9 protein-coding genes are annotated in these 15,957 nt (G+C 63.9%); 6 read left to right on the plus strand and 3 right to left on the minus strand.

Going from position 1 to position 15,957, the window contains the following annotated elements; all coding sequences use genetic code 11:
• Positions 1–88: 88 nt before the first annotated feature.
• The 4 genes from AC066S_RS08325 (at position 89) to AC066S_RS08340 (ending at position 6,508) form a co-directional block, all read left to right on the plus strand.
• A complete protein-coding gene (locus AC066S_RS08325) occupies positions 89–1,294 on the plus strand; it encodes an ABC transporter substrate-binding protein (protein ID WP_135171045.1) in 1,206 nt (401 codons plus the stop codon).
• A gap of 260 nt (positions 1,295–1,554) precedes the next feature.
• Positions 1,555–2,622: an HlyD family secretion protein gene (locus AC066S_RS08330; protein WP_126259646.1), complete on the plus strand. Its 1,068-nt coding sequence runs from the start codon at positions 1,555–1,557 to the stop codon at positions 2,620–2,622.
• Positions 2,619–5,393 carry a ribosome-associated ATPase/putative transporter RbbA gene (gene rbbA / locus AC066S_RS08335; protein ID WP_478269399.1) on the plus strand — a complete coding sequence of 925 codons (2,775 nt, stop codon included), beginning with the start codon at positions 2,619–2,621 and terminating at the stop codon, positions 5,391–5,393. Before AC066S_RS08330 ends, rbbA begins: the two co-directional genes overlap by 4 nt.
• A gap of 2 nt (positions 5,394–5,395) precedes the next feature.
• Positions 5,396–6,508 carry an ABC transporter permease gene (locus AC066S_RS08340; protein ID WP_135171047.1) on the plus strand — a complete coding sequence of 371 codons (1,113 nt, stop codon included), beginning with the start codon at positions 5,396–5,398 and terminating at the stop codon, positions 6,506–6,508.
• Positions 6,509–6,646: 138 nt separating this feature from the next.
• Here the strand turns inward: AC066S_RS08340 and AC066S_RS08345 are convergent, their stop codons facing one another.
• Positions 6,647–9,700 (minus strand): ATP-binding protein, encoded by a 3,054-nt coding sequence (locus AC066S_RS08345; RefSeq protein ID WP_478269595.1) that lies wholly within the window; start codon positions 9,698–9,700, stop codon positions 6,647–6,649.
• Between the two features lie 285 nt (positions 9,701–9,985).
• Between AC066S_RS08345 and AC066S_RS08350 the strand changes: the two genes are divergently transcribed.
• Positions 9,986–10,477 (plus strand): hypothetical protein, encoded by a 492-nt coding sequence (locus tag AC066S_RS08350; protein ID WP_478269596.1) that lies wholly within the window; start codon positions 9,986–9,988, stop codon positions 10,475–10,477.
• Between the two features lie 430 nt (positions 10,478–10,907).
• Here the strand turns inward: AC066S_RS08350 and AC066S_RS08355 are convergent, their stop codons facing one another.
• Together AC066S_RS08355 and AC066S_RS08360 are read right to left on the minus strand one after the other, a co-directional pair.
• Positions 10,908–11,660, minus strand: coding sequence for an SDR family NAD(P)-dependent oxidoreductase (locus tag AC066S_RS08355; RefSeq protein ID WP_135171049.1), 753 nt, complete (start codon positions 11,658–11,660; stop codon positions 10,908–10,910).
• Between the two features lie 143 nt (positions 11,661–11,803).
• On the minus strand, positions 11,804–14,668 hold the full coding sequence (locus tag AC066S_RS08360) for an ATP-binding protein (protein WP_478269400.1): 2,865 nt from the start codon (positions 14,666–14,668) through the stop codon (positions 11,804–11,806).
• Between the two features lie 336 nt (positions 14,669–15,004).
• On the opposite strand from AC066S_RS08360, the gene AC066S_RS08365 reads away from it, so the two are divergent.
• Positions 15,005–15,946, plus strand: a complete 942-nt coding sequence (locus AC066S_RS08365) for an AraC family transcriptional regulator (RefSeq protein ID WP_164718856.1) — start codon at positions 15,005–15,007, stop codon at positions 15,944–15,946.
• The last annotated feature ends 11 nt before the right edge of the window (positions 15,947–15,957 follow it).

Here is a 15,957-nt window from a genome sequence, read left to right on the forward strand (position 1 = left end):
GCGCAAGAAAATTGACACTGCCGGATCCTGGCTCTAGCTTTGTCGGACAAAGGGACAGAATAGCCCCATATAAGAGGAAACGTATCCAATGAGACCTATCGCGGCACTCGTGTCTGCGGCCGGATTGCTGTCGGCTGCCTTGATCGCCCCAACCTCGGCCCAGCAGGCGCCGCTCAAGATCGGAGTGCTCTCCGACTTCTCCTCGGTCTATTCCGACATCGGCGGCATGGGGAATGTCGAGGCGACCAAGATGGCGATCGAGGATTTCGGCGGCCAGATGTTCGGCAAGCCGATCGACATGGTCTCGGCCGACGTGCTCAACAAGCCCGATGTCGCCTCCACCATCGCCCGCAAATGGTGGGAGACCGAGGGCGTCGACATGATCATCGACCTGCCGACCTCGGCGACCGCGCTCGCGGTGATGGAGCTGTCGAAGCAATACGAGAAGATCATGATCGTGACGGACGCGGCGAGCTCCGACATCACGGGAAAATCCTGCTCGCCCTATACCGCGCATTGGACCTACGACACTTACGCCAACGCGCACACCGTCGGCAGCGCCATCGTCAAGAACGGCGGCGACACCTGGTTCTTCCTCACCGCCGACTACCTGTTCGGCCATTCGGTCGAGCGCGATACCGGCGATGTCGTGAAGGCCGCCGGCGGCAAGGTGCTGGGCAGCGTCAAGCATCCGCTCAATACGGCGGATTTCTCCTCGTTCCTGCTCCAGGCCCAGGCGTCCAAGGCCAAGATCATCGGCCTCGCGAACGGCGGCGGCGACACCATCAACGCGATCAAGCAGGCCGGCGAGTTCGGGATCGTTGCCGGGGGCCAGAACCTGGCTGCGATCGTGATGTTCATCTCCGACGTGCACAGCCTCGGGCTCAAGCTGGCGCAAGGGCTGATCGTCACCGAGGCCTATTACTGGGATCTCAACGACAAGACCCGCGCCTTCGGCAAACGCTTCCTGGAACGCATCAAGCGCATGCCGACGATGAACCAGGCGGCGACCTACAGCGCGACGTTGCATTATCTCAAAGCCGTCCAGGCGGCCGGCACCAGGGACACCAAGACGGTGATGGCGAAGATGCGCGAGCTGCCGGTGAAGGATGCCTTCACCGACAACGGCGTGCTGCGCGAGGACGGCCGCATGGTGCACAGCATGTACCTGTTCCAGGTGAAGAAGCCGGAGGAATCGAAGGGGCCGTGGGATTATTACAAGCTGCTCGCCGAGGTTCCTGCCGACCAGGCGTTCCGCCCGCTGAAGGATGGCGGCTGCCCGCTGGTGAAGTGAGGCGGCGAGCGAGCCGATCGCAATCCGCTCAGCAAACTCCGCTCGACCGCTTGATCCATCTGGGCGGACGAGCGGCAACGACGCCGCGCAGCCCAAAATAGAGGCAAGGACGATAGAGGCAAGGACGCCTCGCGCCGCCATCTGATCTGCATCAAGTTGCGGTGCAAAATTCGCTGCAATGTTGAGGCCGCCCTTCGCGCGATCAGCGGCCGGGCGCATGTCTCTCAACAATGGGCGCCGCCGCACGGCGTTTTGAACAGATGAACTTCACTCCGGGTCGCGTCATCGCCGCGATCGCCGTCCTCGTTGCAGGTGGCGCCTACTATTATTGGCAGCACCGCGATACCAACACCCTGCCGGCAGGCTTCGCCCGCGGCAACGGCCGCATCGAAGCGGTCGAAATCGACATCGCGACCAAGACGCCGGGCCGGATCCGCGAGATCCTGGTTGGCGAAGGCGACTTCGTCCGCGCGGGCCAGGTGCTGGCGCGCATGGATACCGAGCAATTGCAGGCGCAGCGCCGCCAGGCCGAGGCGCAGCTGCAGCGCGCCGCGATCAATGTCGAGACCGCGAAGAGCCTGGTGAACCAGCGCGAGGCCGAACGCAAGGCCGCGGAGGCCGTGGTCGACCAGCGCGTCGCCCAGCTCGACACCACGAGCCGCAAGCTCGACCGCTCCGAACAATTGATCAAGACGAGTGCGGTGGCGCAGCAGGTCCTGGACGACGACCGCTCCGCCAACGCCACGGCGAAGGCGGCGCTCGCCGCGTCCCACGCTCAGGTCGCGGCATCCGAGGCTGCGATCAGCTCCGCCCGCGCCATGGTGATCGATGCCGGCGCCGCCGTCGACGCGGCAAAGGCCGCGATCGAAAGCATCAATGCCGACCTCAATGACAGCGTGCTGAAGGCGCCGCGCGACGGCCGCGTGCAATATCGCGTGTCGCAGCCCGGCGAGGTGCTCGCCGCCGGCGGCCGCGTCCTCAACATGGTCGATCTCGGCGACGTCTACATGACGTTCTTCCTGCCGACGGCCGCTGCCGGCCGGGTCGCGATCGGCGCCGACGTCCGTCTCGTGCTCGACGCCATTCCGCAATACGTGATCCCCGCCAAGGCGACTTTCGTCGCCGACGTCGCGCAATTCACGCCGAAGACCGTCGAGACCGAGGAGGAACGCCAGAAGCTGATGTTCCGCATCAAGGCGCATATCGCGCCCGAGCTGCTGCGCCAGCACATCGAGCAGGTGAAGACCGGCCTGCCGGGAATGGCCTATGTGCAGCTCGATCCGGCCGCGCAATGGCCAGGCAATCTCAACATCAAGCTGACGAGATGAGCACGAGGGCCGCAGCCGAGCTGCCTGCCGGGCGCGGCAGCGTGGTGCATCTCGACGACGTGGGCTTGAGCTACGGCAAGACCCGCGCACTGGAAGCCATCACCCTCGACCTTCCATCCGGCTGCATGGTCGGACTGATTGGCCCCGACGGTGTCGGCAAATCCAGCCTGCTCTCGCTGATCGCCGGCGCCCGCGCGATCCAGCAGGGGCATGTCCACGTGCTCGGCGGCGACATGGCGAGCGGGCGCCACCGCCGCAACGTATGCCCCGACATCGCCTACATGCCGCAGGGGCTCGGCAAGAACCTGTATCCGACGCTATCGGTGTTCGAGAACATCGACTTCTTCGGCCGCCTGTTTGGACACGACAAGGCGGAGCGAAACAGACGGATCGCCGGCCTGCTGCGCGACACCGGGCTGACGGCCTTCGCCGACCGGCCGGCCGCAAAACTCTCCGGCGGCATGAAGCAGAAGGTCGGCCTGTGCTGCGCCCTGATCCACGATCCCGAGCTCCTGATCCTGGACGAACCGACCACCGGCGTCGATCCGCTGTCGCGCCGCCAGTTCTGGGAATTGATCGCCTCGATCCGCCAAAGCCGGCCCGGCATGAGCGTGATCGTCTCGACCGCCTACATGGAAGAGGCCGCTCAGTTCGATTTTCTGGTCGCGATGAATGCCGGCCGCGTGCTGGCGACCGCAACGCCCGCCGCGCTCAAGCGGCAGACCGGCGCCGATACGCTCGATGAGGCCTTCATCCGTCTCTTGCCCGAAGCCGATCGCGGCGATCATGCCGGTGTCGTCATCCCGCCGCGCGGCGAGGACCATGACGAGATCGCGATCGAGGCCGACCACCTGACCCGGCGGTTCAACGGCTTCGTGGCCGTCGACGACGTCAGCTTCCGCATCAGGAAGGGCGAGATCTTCGGCTTTCTCGGCTCGAACGGATGCGGCAAGACCACGACCATGAAGATGCTCACCGGCCTCCTGCCGGTCAGCGAAGGCACCGCGCGGCTGTTCGGCAACACCATCGATGCCGGCGACATGTCGGTGCGGCGGCGCATCGGCTACATGTCGCAGGGCTTCTCGCTCTATTCCGAGCTCACGGTCGCGCAGAATCTCGATCTGCATGCGCGGCTGTTCAAGCTGCCGGCGGAGACCATCGCCCCGCGCATCGACGAGATGATCGCCCGGTTCGATCTCGCCGAGGTCGCCGATTCTCTGCCCGATGCGTTGCCGCTCGGGCTGCGGCAGCGGCTGTCGCTGGCGGTCGCGATGATCCATGCGCCCGACATCCTCATCCTCGACGAGCCGACCTCGGGCGTCGATCCGGTCGCCCGCGACCGCTTCTGGCAGATCCTCGCCGAGCTGTCCCGCAAGGACAACGTCACCATCTTCGTCTCGACCCATTTCATGAACGAGGCCGAGCGCTGCGATCGGATCTCGCTGATGCATGCCGGCAAGGTGCTGACGTCGGACACGCCTGCGGCGATCGTCGCCGCGCGCGGGACCGCGACGCTGGAGCAGGCCTTCATCGCCTGCCTGGAAGAGGCGATCGCGGACACGACGGAGCCGGCCAGCCGGCCGGCGGTCGCCTTGCCGGCGCCCGCACCGGCAACCGCCGCGCCGCCCGTCCGGCGCAAAGCCGCATTCAATGCGACGCGCATGCTCGCCTATTCCCGGCGCGAGGCGCTCGAGCTGCGGCGCGATCCGATCCGCGCCACGCTCGCGATCCTCGGCAGCGTGCTGCTATTGTTCGTGCTCGGCTACGGCATCAGCATGGACGTCGAGAACCTGACCTTCGCCGTGCTCGATCGCGACGACAGCACGATCAGCCGCGACTACAGCCTCCAGATCGCCGGCTCGCGCTATTTCACCGAGAAGCCGCCGATCATCGACTATGCCGATCTCGACCGCCGCATGCGCGCCGGCGAGATCGGCCTCGCCATCGAGCTGCCGCCGGGCTTCGGCCGCGACGTCAGCCGCGGCCGCCATGTCGAGATCGGCGCCTGGGTCGACGGGGCCAATCCGACGCGGGCCGAGACGCTGCGCTCCTACGCCCAGGCGATCCACGCCAGCTGGCTGGCGCAGAAGGGCCGCGAGCTCTACGGCGAGGCGGCGGTCGCCGGCACCTACCAGCTCCAGGTGCGCTACCGCTACAATCCGGACGTCATCAGCGTCGTCGCCATGGCGCCGGGCATCATCCCGCTGCTGCTGGTGATGATTCCGGCAGTGCTCGCCGCGCTGGCGGTGGTGCGCGAGAAGGAGCTCGGATCGATCGTCAATTTCTATGTGACGCCGGTGACGCGGCTGGAATTCCTGCTCGGCACGCAGCTGCCCTATGTCGTGCTGGCCTTCGGCAATTTCCTGCTCCTCGTCGGCTTTGCCCTCGTAGTCTTCCGGGTGCCGTTCACCGGGAGCTTTCCGACCTACGCGCTGGCCGCGCTGCTCTACGTCACGGCGACGACCGGGATGGGGATGGTGATCTCGGCCTTCATGAACAGCCAGATCGCGGCCCTGTTCGGCACGGTGCTGATCACGCTGATTCCGGCCATCCAATATTCCGGGCTGATCGACCCGGTTTCATCCCTTCAGGGCGCGGGCGCGCTGATCGGACGGCTTTATCCCACCACCTATTTCGTCACGATCTCGCGCGGCACCTTCTCCAAGGGCCTGGCGTTCGACACCCTCCACAACGATCTCCTGGCGCTCGCCATCATGGTCCCGGTCCTGGTGATCGCCGGCACGATGCTGCTGAAGAAACAGGCCCGCTGACCATGCGCATCGACAACGTGCTCCAGCTCGGCATCAAGGAATTGCGCGGCCTCGTCCGCGATCCCATGCTGCTCGTGCTGATCGTCTATTCTTTCACGCTGGCGGTCTATGCCGGCGCCAAGGCGCTGCCGGAAACGCTGAACCACGCCGCGATCGCCATCGTCGACGAGGACCATTCGCCGGTCTCGACCAGGATCGGGATGGCGTTCACGCCGCCCTATTTCTCCGAGCCGCGCCTGATCTCGCAATACGAGATGGACCGCAGGATGGACGCCGGCCTCGACACCTTCGCCCTCGACATTCCGCCCGACTTCCAGCGCGACCTCTTGGCGCGCAAATCGCCCAGCATCCAGCTCAACGTCGATGCGACGCGGATCTCGCAGGCGTTTAACGGCGGCGGCTATATCGAGCAGATCGTCAGCGCGGAAATCGCCGAATTCCTGGCGCGCACGCGCGATGCCCAGACCGTGCCGATCGAGCTGACGCTGCGGGCACGGTTCAATCCGGAGCTGAAGAAATCCTGGTTCGGCGCCATCGACCATGTGATCACCTCGATCACCATGCTCTCGATCATCCTGACCGGCGCGGCGCTGATCCGCGAGCGCGAGCACGGCACGATCGAGCACCTCCTGGTGATGCCGGTCACGCCGCTGGAGATCATGGTGAGCAAGGTCTGGTCGATGGGCGCGGTGGTGCTGGTCGCCTCGGCGCTGTCGATCGCCTTCGTCGTGAAGGGATGGCTGCAAGTCACGATCGACGGCTCGCTGGCGCTGTTTCTCGTCGGCGCCGCGCTACAGCTGTTTGCCACCACCAGCATGGGCATCTTTCTTGCGACCGTCGCCGGATCGATGCCGCAGTTCGGCATGCTGCTGATCATGATCCTGCTGCCGCTGCAGACCCTGTCGGGCAGCATGACGCCGCGGGAAAGCATGCCGCAATTCGTCCAGGACATCATGCTGGCGGCGCCCAACACCCATTTCGTGATGCTGGCGCAGGCGATCCTGTTCCGCGGCGCCGGCCTCGAGGCGGTGTGGCCGCAGCTCGCCGCGCTCGCCGTGATCGGCGGCGTCTTCTTCGTGATCGCGCTGCGGAGGTTTCGCGCGTTTCTGGCGTGAGGCGCGAGGGGCTCCGCTGCAAAAAGCGCGAAAACAACCCCATGCACAGTAGCCAAACCCTTGCTTCGCCTACAGAATTTATTTTGCCCGTCGAGCAGTAAGACGCGTTGCGCGGGCTGGTCCGGGCGGGGGGCGGAGTCAGCTCAGCTCACTGCCCCGGGCGAGCATCCCGGCCAGCATCGCCTCGGCCTTGCGCTGCAGCGGCAGCGCGCCGCTTTCGGACGCGATCGCGATGGCCCCGCGCAAGGACGCGAGGACGGCCGCCTTGCTGTTCTCGCTGGCGACAGGCGTCACCACGGCCTCGCCGAACAGGGCCTCGGCCTCGAGACCTGAAAACCCCTGCTGGCGGGCGGTGTTGCGCGCCTCGCGCAGCATGTTCTGCGCCGCCTGAACATCGCCGAGACGCCAGGTCGCGAGCGCCAGGTAGATCGAGCTGCGCAGCACCGCCGAAGTATAGCCGACCGCCTTCGCCTCCTCGCGCGCCTCGGTCAGCATGCCGCGCGCCCGGTCGAACAGCCCCTGCTCCAGATAGGCGATGCCGAGGTGGCAGGCCATCACCGGCACGAACAGCCGGATGCCGTGCTTCTGCGCCAGCACAAAACCGTCTTCGAGGATGGCGGCAGCCGCCGCCGGCTCGCCCCGGCCGAGCATGAGCCAGCCGCCGCTATAGGCGGCGGCGACGCGGTCGTAGGGACGGCCGGTCTCCTCGGCGATCTCGGCGGCCTGTTGCTGGAGCTGCTCGGCGGCCTCGAGCTCACCCATGACCGTGTGGGTGAAGCTGTTCATCATGCAGCAGAGGAGGAGGAGGGATCGCGGGGTCGTGCCGATCGGGGCGCTCGCTTGCGGTCCCTCCAATTGGGCGTGAGCGACGGCCAACATTTGCCCTGCTTCGCGATAGCGGCCGGCGAGGAAATAGGCCTGTCCGAGACCGTATCGCGCGAGGTTAAGCCACCCCGCATTGCCCCACTCTTCGGCGAGCCGCACCACTTCCTCGGAAACCACGACGGCTTCGACCGGCGCTCCGAAGAAGTTCTGTGCGCCGGCCCTGACCGTCATGGCGGCGACCTTGCGTCCGATGTCATCGATCGCTCCCGCCCGCCGTTCGGCCTCCCTTCCGAGATCCAGCCACTCGGTCACCTGGCCGGACGCGATGAATGCCGCACGGGCTTCCATCCGCAAATCGATGGCATCCGTCTCCCGCAAAGGCGTCATCGGCGTCTTGTCGAGCGAGCCCATCGCGATCTCGAAGTAGCTGGCCGCGTCCGAAAATGCCGAGCGGCTCAAGCATTTTCGACCCGCGCTCCTGCCGTGGCTGAAGGCCTTGAGCCAATCGCGGGCGCGCACCGCGTGATAGCACAGCGCGTCGGGCTCATCCGCGCCCGCCCCGTCGCTCTCGAGCCTCGCAAGAATGCGCGCGTGAATGCCTTCGCGCACCTTTTCGACCATGGAATCATAGGTCACCTGACGGACCATCTCGTGCCGAAACTCGAGTACATCGCCCAACTCGCTGTCGGTCCTCACCAGCAGTTCGGCGCGATCGAGCGACGCGAGACAATCCTGCAGCGTATCCTCGCGCAGCTCGAGGAGCGTGCGCAGCATCGCCACGCTCGATCGCGGGCCGAGCGCAGCCGCAACCTGTAGGACCGACCGCTCCTGCCGCGACACCCGATCGAGCCGCGCGGCAATGACGCCCTGAATACTCGAGGGAATGCCGAGCTCCTCGATCGGACGCATCAGCGCGAGATCGCCCCATTGGCCATGGAGTGTTCCGCTATCCCGAAGCCCGCGGCAGACTTCCTCGATGAACAGAGGGACATTGGCCGTGTGCGAAATGATCCGGCTCTTCAGGTCGTCGTTCGCCGTGGAGGGGCCGAGCATGTCGGCCAGCATCGCCAGCCCCGAATCATCGTCGAGAGGCTGCATCGCAACGATTTCGGCGCGGCAGCGCGCAATCCAGACCGGCATGCCGTTTGGCCTGGATGTGAGGAGGACGAGAAGGCCCGGCACCTGAAGCGAAGCGATCGTCGCCATGATCGTATCGCTGGCCCGGTCGATCCAGTGCAGGTCCTCGATTAGGAGAACCGTTGGCTGGCGACGGGCTATACCCTCGACGATGGCGCAGCTGACCTCGGAAATCGCACGTCCCCGGGCGTGAGGCTCGAGCTGATTCCATTGCGGATCCGCAATCGGCAGATCGAGCACCGCGTCAAGGGCGCAACGCTGAATCTCTACCAGATCGTTCCGGGGATCTGGGGGGCTGCCGGGCTCCTTGGCGACCGCCTCCAGCGCCGAGAGCAGGAGCCGCTTGAGCGTGCTGAACGGCGCCCCCTGGAGGTTCGGGCTGCACTCGGCGTCGATCAGGCGCCAACCGTGGGGCCTGAGCTCCTGGACAAATTCGTGCGCGAGCCGCGATTTGCCGATACCGGCATCGCCCAGCAGCAGAACCGTCTGCCGGCCCGTTCCGGCGCTCTCGACCGCACGGGCCAGCAACGCGCGCTCGGTCGTCCGATCGACGAATCGCGAGACGCTGCGCGCACGCCGCACCCGCCAACTCGACAGATCGCTGGCCCCAACGATCCGATAGACCGGCACGGACTGATTGAAGCCGCGCAGCGGCTTGTTACCCAGAAACTCGAATCGGACGTGCCCTTCGGCAAGCTCCTGGCAGGCCTTCGACACGTAGATCTGATTCGCCTCGGCCGCCGCCTCCAGCCGGGCGGTCAGGTGCTGGGCCGCCCCGCCAATCTCGTAGACCTTGGAAAACTCGCTGGCGACCATATAGGCAACGACATGGCCGGAGTGGAGACCCACCCGAACCTGAAGGCCGGGGTCACCGAGACCGGCAACACGCCGGACCAACTCGATCGCCGCGTGGCAGGCCAGCGGCGCATGATTGTCGTCAGCGATCGGAGCACCGAACACCGCAGAGAGCCCGTCGCCCAACTCCTTGCTGACGATGCCTCCGAACTGACGTACCGCGCCTCTCATCGCAGCCAACGCCGGCTCAAGGCGCGAGACCGCCTCCTCCGGATCGAGATCGGCAACGAGCCCGGTCGAATCCACGACATCGGCACGGAGAATCGTCACGAACCGCCGTTCGCTCTCCGGTTCGGAGCGCCGCACGGCCACCCCGCACTTGGAGCACCAGCTGTCGCCTGGGTCGATCGCCGACTGACACGCGGCACAATGCATTTCCGTGCCTTCAAAAGTCGCAGCACCGTCCTTCGATCGGCGCTCGCGAGGAGCCTGACGCAAGATTACCTATCGGAAGATTCATGGCAATCGAACTTGCACGCAAGCATGGCTGCATCACCAGCAGGCCTCTCTCTGGACGAAGCACAATTTCAGATGGTAGCGTTTACGCGCGCGAACATGGGGCCGCGCGTTCTGGGGGCGCCGAGGGCTTTCGTTCAGCCAACGAGCTTTTCTGGGCTGCAGGTCACCCTGATTAGTTGGATCATATCGAAGGACAAGGCGATGGGCGGCAGGACATATAGCGGCAAGGCATTTCGAGACTTGATGAACAGCAATTACTACCCTCTGGGAAACATGAAGAAGAGCGTCGCCAAGCTCAAGGCATCCGAAGACATCGACCTGCCGACCTTGGAATACGGCCAGTACCACCTGATCCTGAACCCGCCATCGAGGTGGCCGCAGGGCAGCGCCAAGTACTGGCATAAGGAGAAGGGACGGGCGCGTCTCGACCTCAGCACCCAGCCCAATACGGTCCCGCTATCCAAAGATGAGCCCGGCGTCATCCCGCTGACCCGGTGCGACCTGCTCGATGCCTGCGTGCGGAAGTGCTTCAACTCCGAGCCGCCGATCCCGATGAAGACCAACATCATCGTCCACGGGCCGAACGACGCCTATGCCCACCGGCATGAGATCCGGTTGGAGTGGGAATACAAGAAGGGCTCGAACACGCCGACGCTGCTGAATCTGACGATGGTCTGCCCGTACAGATCCTGATTGGAAAGATTCTACCCTGTTGGCGAAAATCATCGTCGCCCGCGCGCTCCAGACGCGCGGGCGTTTTGTTCGCGGGCACCGTGACGTGGTCTCGCCCGTCTCACATTCCGCCACCGGCCTGTCGCACGAAGATGATCCGCTGCGCTTCGGTGCGCGCGCGAGTCGGCCCAGACGGCGGTCGTCGCATCGAGGTGACCGTCGCGGGCGAAACGGTCGACATCGACCACTGGCTGGTCGAACAGGGCTTTGCCTATCCGACGCTTTACTCCTCGGTTAACGAGGACGAGATCAGGGCCCTCCTTGCCATCGCCAAGGCCGCGCGCACCAGGAAGCTGCCGGTGTGGACGCATCTCGCCAGGATCTTTTCCAATGCAAGAGACGGTTCCCGGACCTCCACGCCCACGGAGGCGACGAGTTCGCGTCTGGATTCTCATCCCGCCGAGACCTCGATAAGTTGCGCGTTGATCCAGCGATTTTCATCGGACAGCAGAGAGGCGATCATTGCCCCGATATCTTCCGGCCCCTCCGGTCGGCCGAGCGCCCTCAAGCTGGCGACCTGAGCGGTGATTTTGGGATCTTCCCACACCAGGGCGTCACTGAAATCAGCTCGGATCGCCCCGGGGGCGACTGCGTTGACCGCTATGCCTCGCGCGCCGAGTTCTTTTGCCTGGTATCGCGTCAACACCTCGATCGCGGCCTTGAATGCACCGTACGGGCCGCTGCCGGGCACGATGATTCGGGCGAGCCCGCTCGACATGTTGACGATACGGCCGCCGTCCTTGATGAGAGGCAGCAATTTTTGAGTGAGAAAGAACACTGCTTTGAAATTAACCCGGTAGATCGCATCGAGTTCTGCCTCGGTCGTGCTTTCCAACCTGCCATGATGCGAGATCCCGGCATTGTTGACCAGATAATCGAAACGGGTGGCGCCAAGAACTCCAAGTGCTTCGCGGAATCGCAGTACGAAACCGTCGAAGCTGCTCGCTTCCGCGAGATCAAGCTGCAAAGGAATGGCTCTCCGGCCGATCTCCTCAACGGCCGTCGCAACCGCATCGGCCTCAACAAAAGCGGCTTTGAATGTGAAGATGCTGTCGACACCTCGCCTTGCCAGACCGAGAACCGTACTCCGCCCGATGCCGCGGCTGCCGCCCGTCACAATGGCGATTCTCCGGTCCTGTTCCATCGCTGCTCCTGCCGTTGCTTTTTCAAGCGGTCTTGCGGAGAGGAGGAATATGGACCAGACTTGGCCAGCCAAGGAGTTATGAACTGCAAGGAAGTGAAAAGCCGCCGCGGCTCCCCTGACCGCTCATGCCGGATTCTTCCCGATCACGCCAAGCGCGCCAGAAGATCCGCCGCGCCCAGGAGATCCGACGAGCCGGAATCTTCCTCGTGAGCCGCCAAGACCGGCTCGAGGAGTGCGCGCGTCTCTGCTACCCGCCCATGCACGATCAACAGCTGCGCCAATGCGAGCGCAGCCCTCAACTCCCATGCCAACGCGCCTTGGCTCCTTGCGTAGTTGATCGACTCTCGCAGCAATGACTCTGCCTTGTCGGGCTGGGCATCCGCACCTCTCATGACTATTTGCGCTTGCGTGCGCAGGAGGCCGGGCATTGAAAACTTCTGACCCATTTTTTGTGCTGAAGAGATCGCCGTCTGGATCGTCATTCGTGCCTCGACCAACCTTCCGCTCTGTGCCAATCCATCTGCCAGAGCCTGCGCGGCGGCGCACGTAAGCATGCGAAATTGTTCGCGGTACAGCAGCTTCAAGGCTCGGCGCAACGTTTCCACGCCGGCTGCAGGTTTTGCCGTCATCGTGAGCCACTCCCCCTTCAACGCCAGGGCAGCGGCTGCGAGCGCCTTGAGAGAGTGCCTTTCAGCCTGCACGATTGCGCGATCTATATGTTCGGCGCAAACTTCGGTGGCGCCATTCCAGAGCAGGATAGGGACAGCATGGACTACAGCCATGCAATAGTTGCTCGGCGGTGACAACCGTTCGGCCTCATGGAGAGCCGCCACAGCCAACCCGCACGCGCGCGTTGCCGCCCCTCTGAGCCAAAGCGATCGTGCCAACGCGAGCTCCGCGCGGAGGCGGTGATCGTAGCCGAACAAATTGAGGTCGAGGCGGCTATTGGTGGCCTCGAGCTCAAACCCCAGTTCGCAATGGGCGATGGCATCGGCTTGATGACCGGCAAGATGCAAGGCGGCGGCAAGCATCCATTCGGAGATGACCCGATCGCTGATCGATCCGCTCCGGTCCGCCACGGCTTTGCATCTCTCGGCGGCCGCCAGCCCGCCATCGAAGTCGCCAATCCTCGTCAGGAAGAGGTTGAGGCCGGCCAGAAGGCGAAGTTGTGCCAATCCTTGCTCGCCCGCTTCGTACAGGTCCAGCCCACGCTGGATCGCATGTTTCACCTCCTGCGTATTGCCCCACATATGCATGGAGGCGACAGCGAACGCCTCCAGCAAGCGCGCCTCCCGGTGCGACATCTCGCTCATGTGCTGGATCGCGGTCAAGGCAAGGCGCGACCAGTGGCTGCAGTCCGCAAGCAGCCAAAGACCAAGAAACAAAGGCGCAGCATCGGCCGCCAATTCAACCCCGATCTTGCGATTCTCCTCGCTGGAAAAACTCCACTCGAGTGCCTTTCGTACATTCCCGAGGTGTGGTGCATGGCGCCCGATCTCGGCATACGCGCCGTGCTCGAGAGCAAGTGATTTGAACAAGGAAGCAAAGTAGCGAGCATGGCGACTGGCAATCGGCTCGCCGTCTTCGGATTGGCTGAGCTTCGCCGCAGCATAGGCGCGCGTGGTATCGGGGAGGCGGTAAAATACCGCTTCATCGGTCGGTCTTACCCAGACCAGAGACTTATCGACCAGTCTCTCCAGAGTCGAAGCGATAGCTGGCCGGTCGCTCTCTTCTTCGCCCGCGACGGAGCAGGCCGCCTCCATTGTGAACAGACCGACGAAGGCGGACAGGCGCGAAAGCGTTCGCCTTTCGTCTTCTGCGAGCAGATCGTAACTCCAGTCAAGCATCGCTTGAAGCGTTCGATGTCGAGGAGAAACATTGCGTCTGATGGGTAATGCCATCTCCGCATTTTGCGCCAAGAGGCCTGCAACGCCGCGGATCCCATAACTCCCGACGCGGCTGGCGGCCAGCTCTATCGCCAGCGCAATTCCGTCAGTCCGCCGGCATATATCCGAAACGATCGGCGCATCGGCGTCAGTCAGATCTTCGGTGAATCCGCTGAACGCCGCCCTATCCATGAACAGACGCACGGCCGGCGTTGCCAAGGCATCCACCGCCGTCGGGGCTTCCTCCGCTGGATAGGCGAGCGGACCGAGCAGATGCACCGTCTCACCCTCGACATGCAACGGCTCCCTCGAGGTGGTCAGCAAATGGACGAAGGGGGCCTCACGGAATAGCCGGTCCGCCAGCAGCGAGATCGGATCGAGGAGGTGCTCGCAACTGTCGAAGACAACCAGCATGCGCTTATCTGCAAGGAAGCTCGACAGTTCGGCGACGGGATCGGATCCCCCCAAGGTGCAGCCAACCGCCGAAATCACGCTGCCAGGAACCAAGCCAGGCTCGAGCACCGCGCCAAAATCGACGAAGGCGACGTTCTCGTCGCCAAATTCGGCTCGCAGCCGCGCGATCAAGGCAACCGCGACCGCCGTCTTGCCGATGCCGCCGGCGCCCACAATACTGACAAACCGTCGACTCGCGAGAAGCCTGCTTATACCAAGAACGACCTCGTCGCGGCCGACGAAAAGCCCCCGATGCGACAGGAATTGACGACTCAGCCGATCAACCGAGTTGGAATCCGACGAGTACGCCAGGCTCGTGTGAGACCGCTTGATTGCGGCAACGAAACTGTATCCGCGGCCTGCGACGTTGACGATGTAGCGCGCATCATCCCGGCCATCGCCCAAAGCTCGGCGAAGCGTCGACATATGCACCCTCAGTCCCGCCTCGTCGGTCACAACACCATTCCACACCGACTCGAGGAGATCACGCTTGCTGACAACTTCGCCCACGCGATCGGTCAGCGCGATCAGAATGTCGAGGCCGCGCGACCCAATTCGTACGGGATTTCCGTCCTTGAGAAGCAAGCGACGCCTGCGATCGAGCTGGAAGTCGCCAAAGCAAATTATCGCATCGGAACTCATCGACGCCTGAGTATTGCTCGACATCATCCCGCTTCACCTGAAGGTGCGTCTCCAACCTGAGCGGCCGGACGCAGTTACCGGCTTCGCAAATGTACGTGCGAACCGGCCTGCCGGGTAGCGTCTTCGCGTTCCATGCTTTCGCGACATCACGCGCGTTCCACTCGTCGCAAGTGGCTGATTGAACTCGGATATTGGAAAGAGCGGTTCTGCGTGAGCGACCTAACGTCACGGCTGCGGCGGGCGATCGCAGCGTTCGATTTAGCAAAATCCAACGTTTCTTAAGAGGAGCTAACGCGCCTTCCGAAGGAGTGCAGGCTAAATCCACTCGGTATCGCAAGCACAAGCCAACAGAGGAGAGCCAGGATGCGCGACGACATGCATGCGGTCCCCCCCGAACACGGTCATCATCCCGCGTTGAGCGACAAGAGGCATCCGCGAGCATATCCTCTGGAGGAGCGGGCGTGGCGCAGGCCGGAACAAAACGGTGCGTCCCTGGCCCAGGAAATCACCATTTCGCGCTGGCTCGATCTCCGAACCGCGTCTCGTACCGAGGAGGCGGTCACCCCGAGTGATCGCTACTTCATTGGCGTGGCATCGAGGACGACGCGCATCAAGTTGACAGGAGAACAGCGAACAATCTTCGAGGGCGTCATGCCGGAAAGCACGCTGTATGTCAGCGCTCCCTCAAAGCGGCTCGTCGCACGCTTCGATGCACCCTGCGACTTCCTGCATTTCCACGTTCCGGACTCATATTTCACAGATCGGCTACCAATTGCGCAGCATCGCCCAACTCAGCATCTGAATGACCTTATTCTGCTTCGCGACATGTTCGCAGGACAGCTCACTCGACCGCTGCTCGGACGCGGCGAACCGATCGACGAGACGTTCGCCCGCTGCATCGGACAAACGCTGGCGATGCGGCTCGCGCGCCTCGAATTTCCACGCACCAAGGTCGGAGCGCTGGCAAATTGGCGGCTTCGGCGCGTCCAAGACCACGTCAAACAGAATTTTCGTCGGTCGATAAGGCTTCCGGAGCTGGCTCGAGTTGCCGGACTTTCCCGTATGCATTTTGCCGCACAGTTCCGGGCCGCGACGGGATACCGCCCCCACGAATATCTGCTGGCTCAACGGGTCGAACACGCGAAGACGCTGCTGAATACAGAGGCGCCTCTGGTCCAAGTCGCGCTCGCGGTCGGATTTTGCACTCAGGCACATTTCTCGACCGTGTTCAAAGGGATCACCGGTGAGACCCCGGCTGATTGGCGAGCGCGGTCGAGTAGCAGGGCCGCTTCCGGACCCGTGTAGCGCACTTCCGT

It is taken from the genome of Bradyrhizobium sp. CFUWI, assembly GCF_056429085.1.

What these genes read in the sequence shown, in the direction of transcription:
- AC066S_RS08325 (WP_135171045.1), top strand. Translation starts at nt 89, where the DNA reads ATGAGACCTATCGCGGCACTCGTGTCTGCGGCCGGATTGCTGTCGGCT.
- AC066S_RS08330 (WP_126259646.1), top strand. Translation starts at nt 1,555, where the DNA reads ATGAACTTCACTCCGGGTCGCGTCATCGCCGCGATCGCCGTCCTCGTT.
- rbbA (WP_478269399.1), top strand. Translation starts at nt 2,619, where the DNA reads ATGAGCACGAGGGCCGCAGCCGAGCTGCCTGCCGGGCGCGGCAGCGTG.
- AC066S_RS08340 (WP_135171047.1), top strand. Translation starts at nt 5,396, where the DNA reads ATGCGCATCGACAACGTGCTCCAGCTCGGCATCAAGGAATTGCGCGGC.
- AC066S_RS08345 (WP_478269595.1), bottom strand. Translation starts at nt 9,700, where the DNA reads ATGCATTGTGCCGCGTGTCAGTCGGCGATCGACCCAGGCGACAGCTGG.
- AC066S_RS08350 (WP_478269596.1), top strand. Translation starts at nt 9,986, where the DNA reads ATGGGCGGCAGGACATATAGCGGCAAGGCATTTCGAGACTTGATGAAC.
- AC066S_RS08355 (WP_135171049.1), bottom strand. Translation starts at nt 11,660, where the DNA reads ATGGAACAGGACCGGAGAATCGCCATTGTGACGGGCGGCAGCCGCGGC.
- AC066S_RS08360 (WP_478269400.1), bottom strand. Translation starts at nt 14,668, where the DNA reads ATGATGTCGAGCAATACTCAGGCGTCGATGAGTTCCGATGCGATAATT.
- AC066S_RS08365 (WP_164718856.1), top strand. Translation starts at nt 15,005, where the DNA reads ATGCGCGACGACATGCATGCGGTCCCCCCCGAACACGGTCATCATCCC.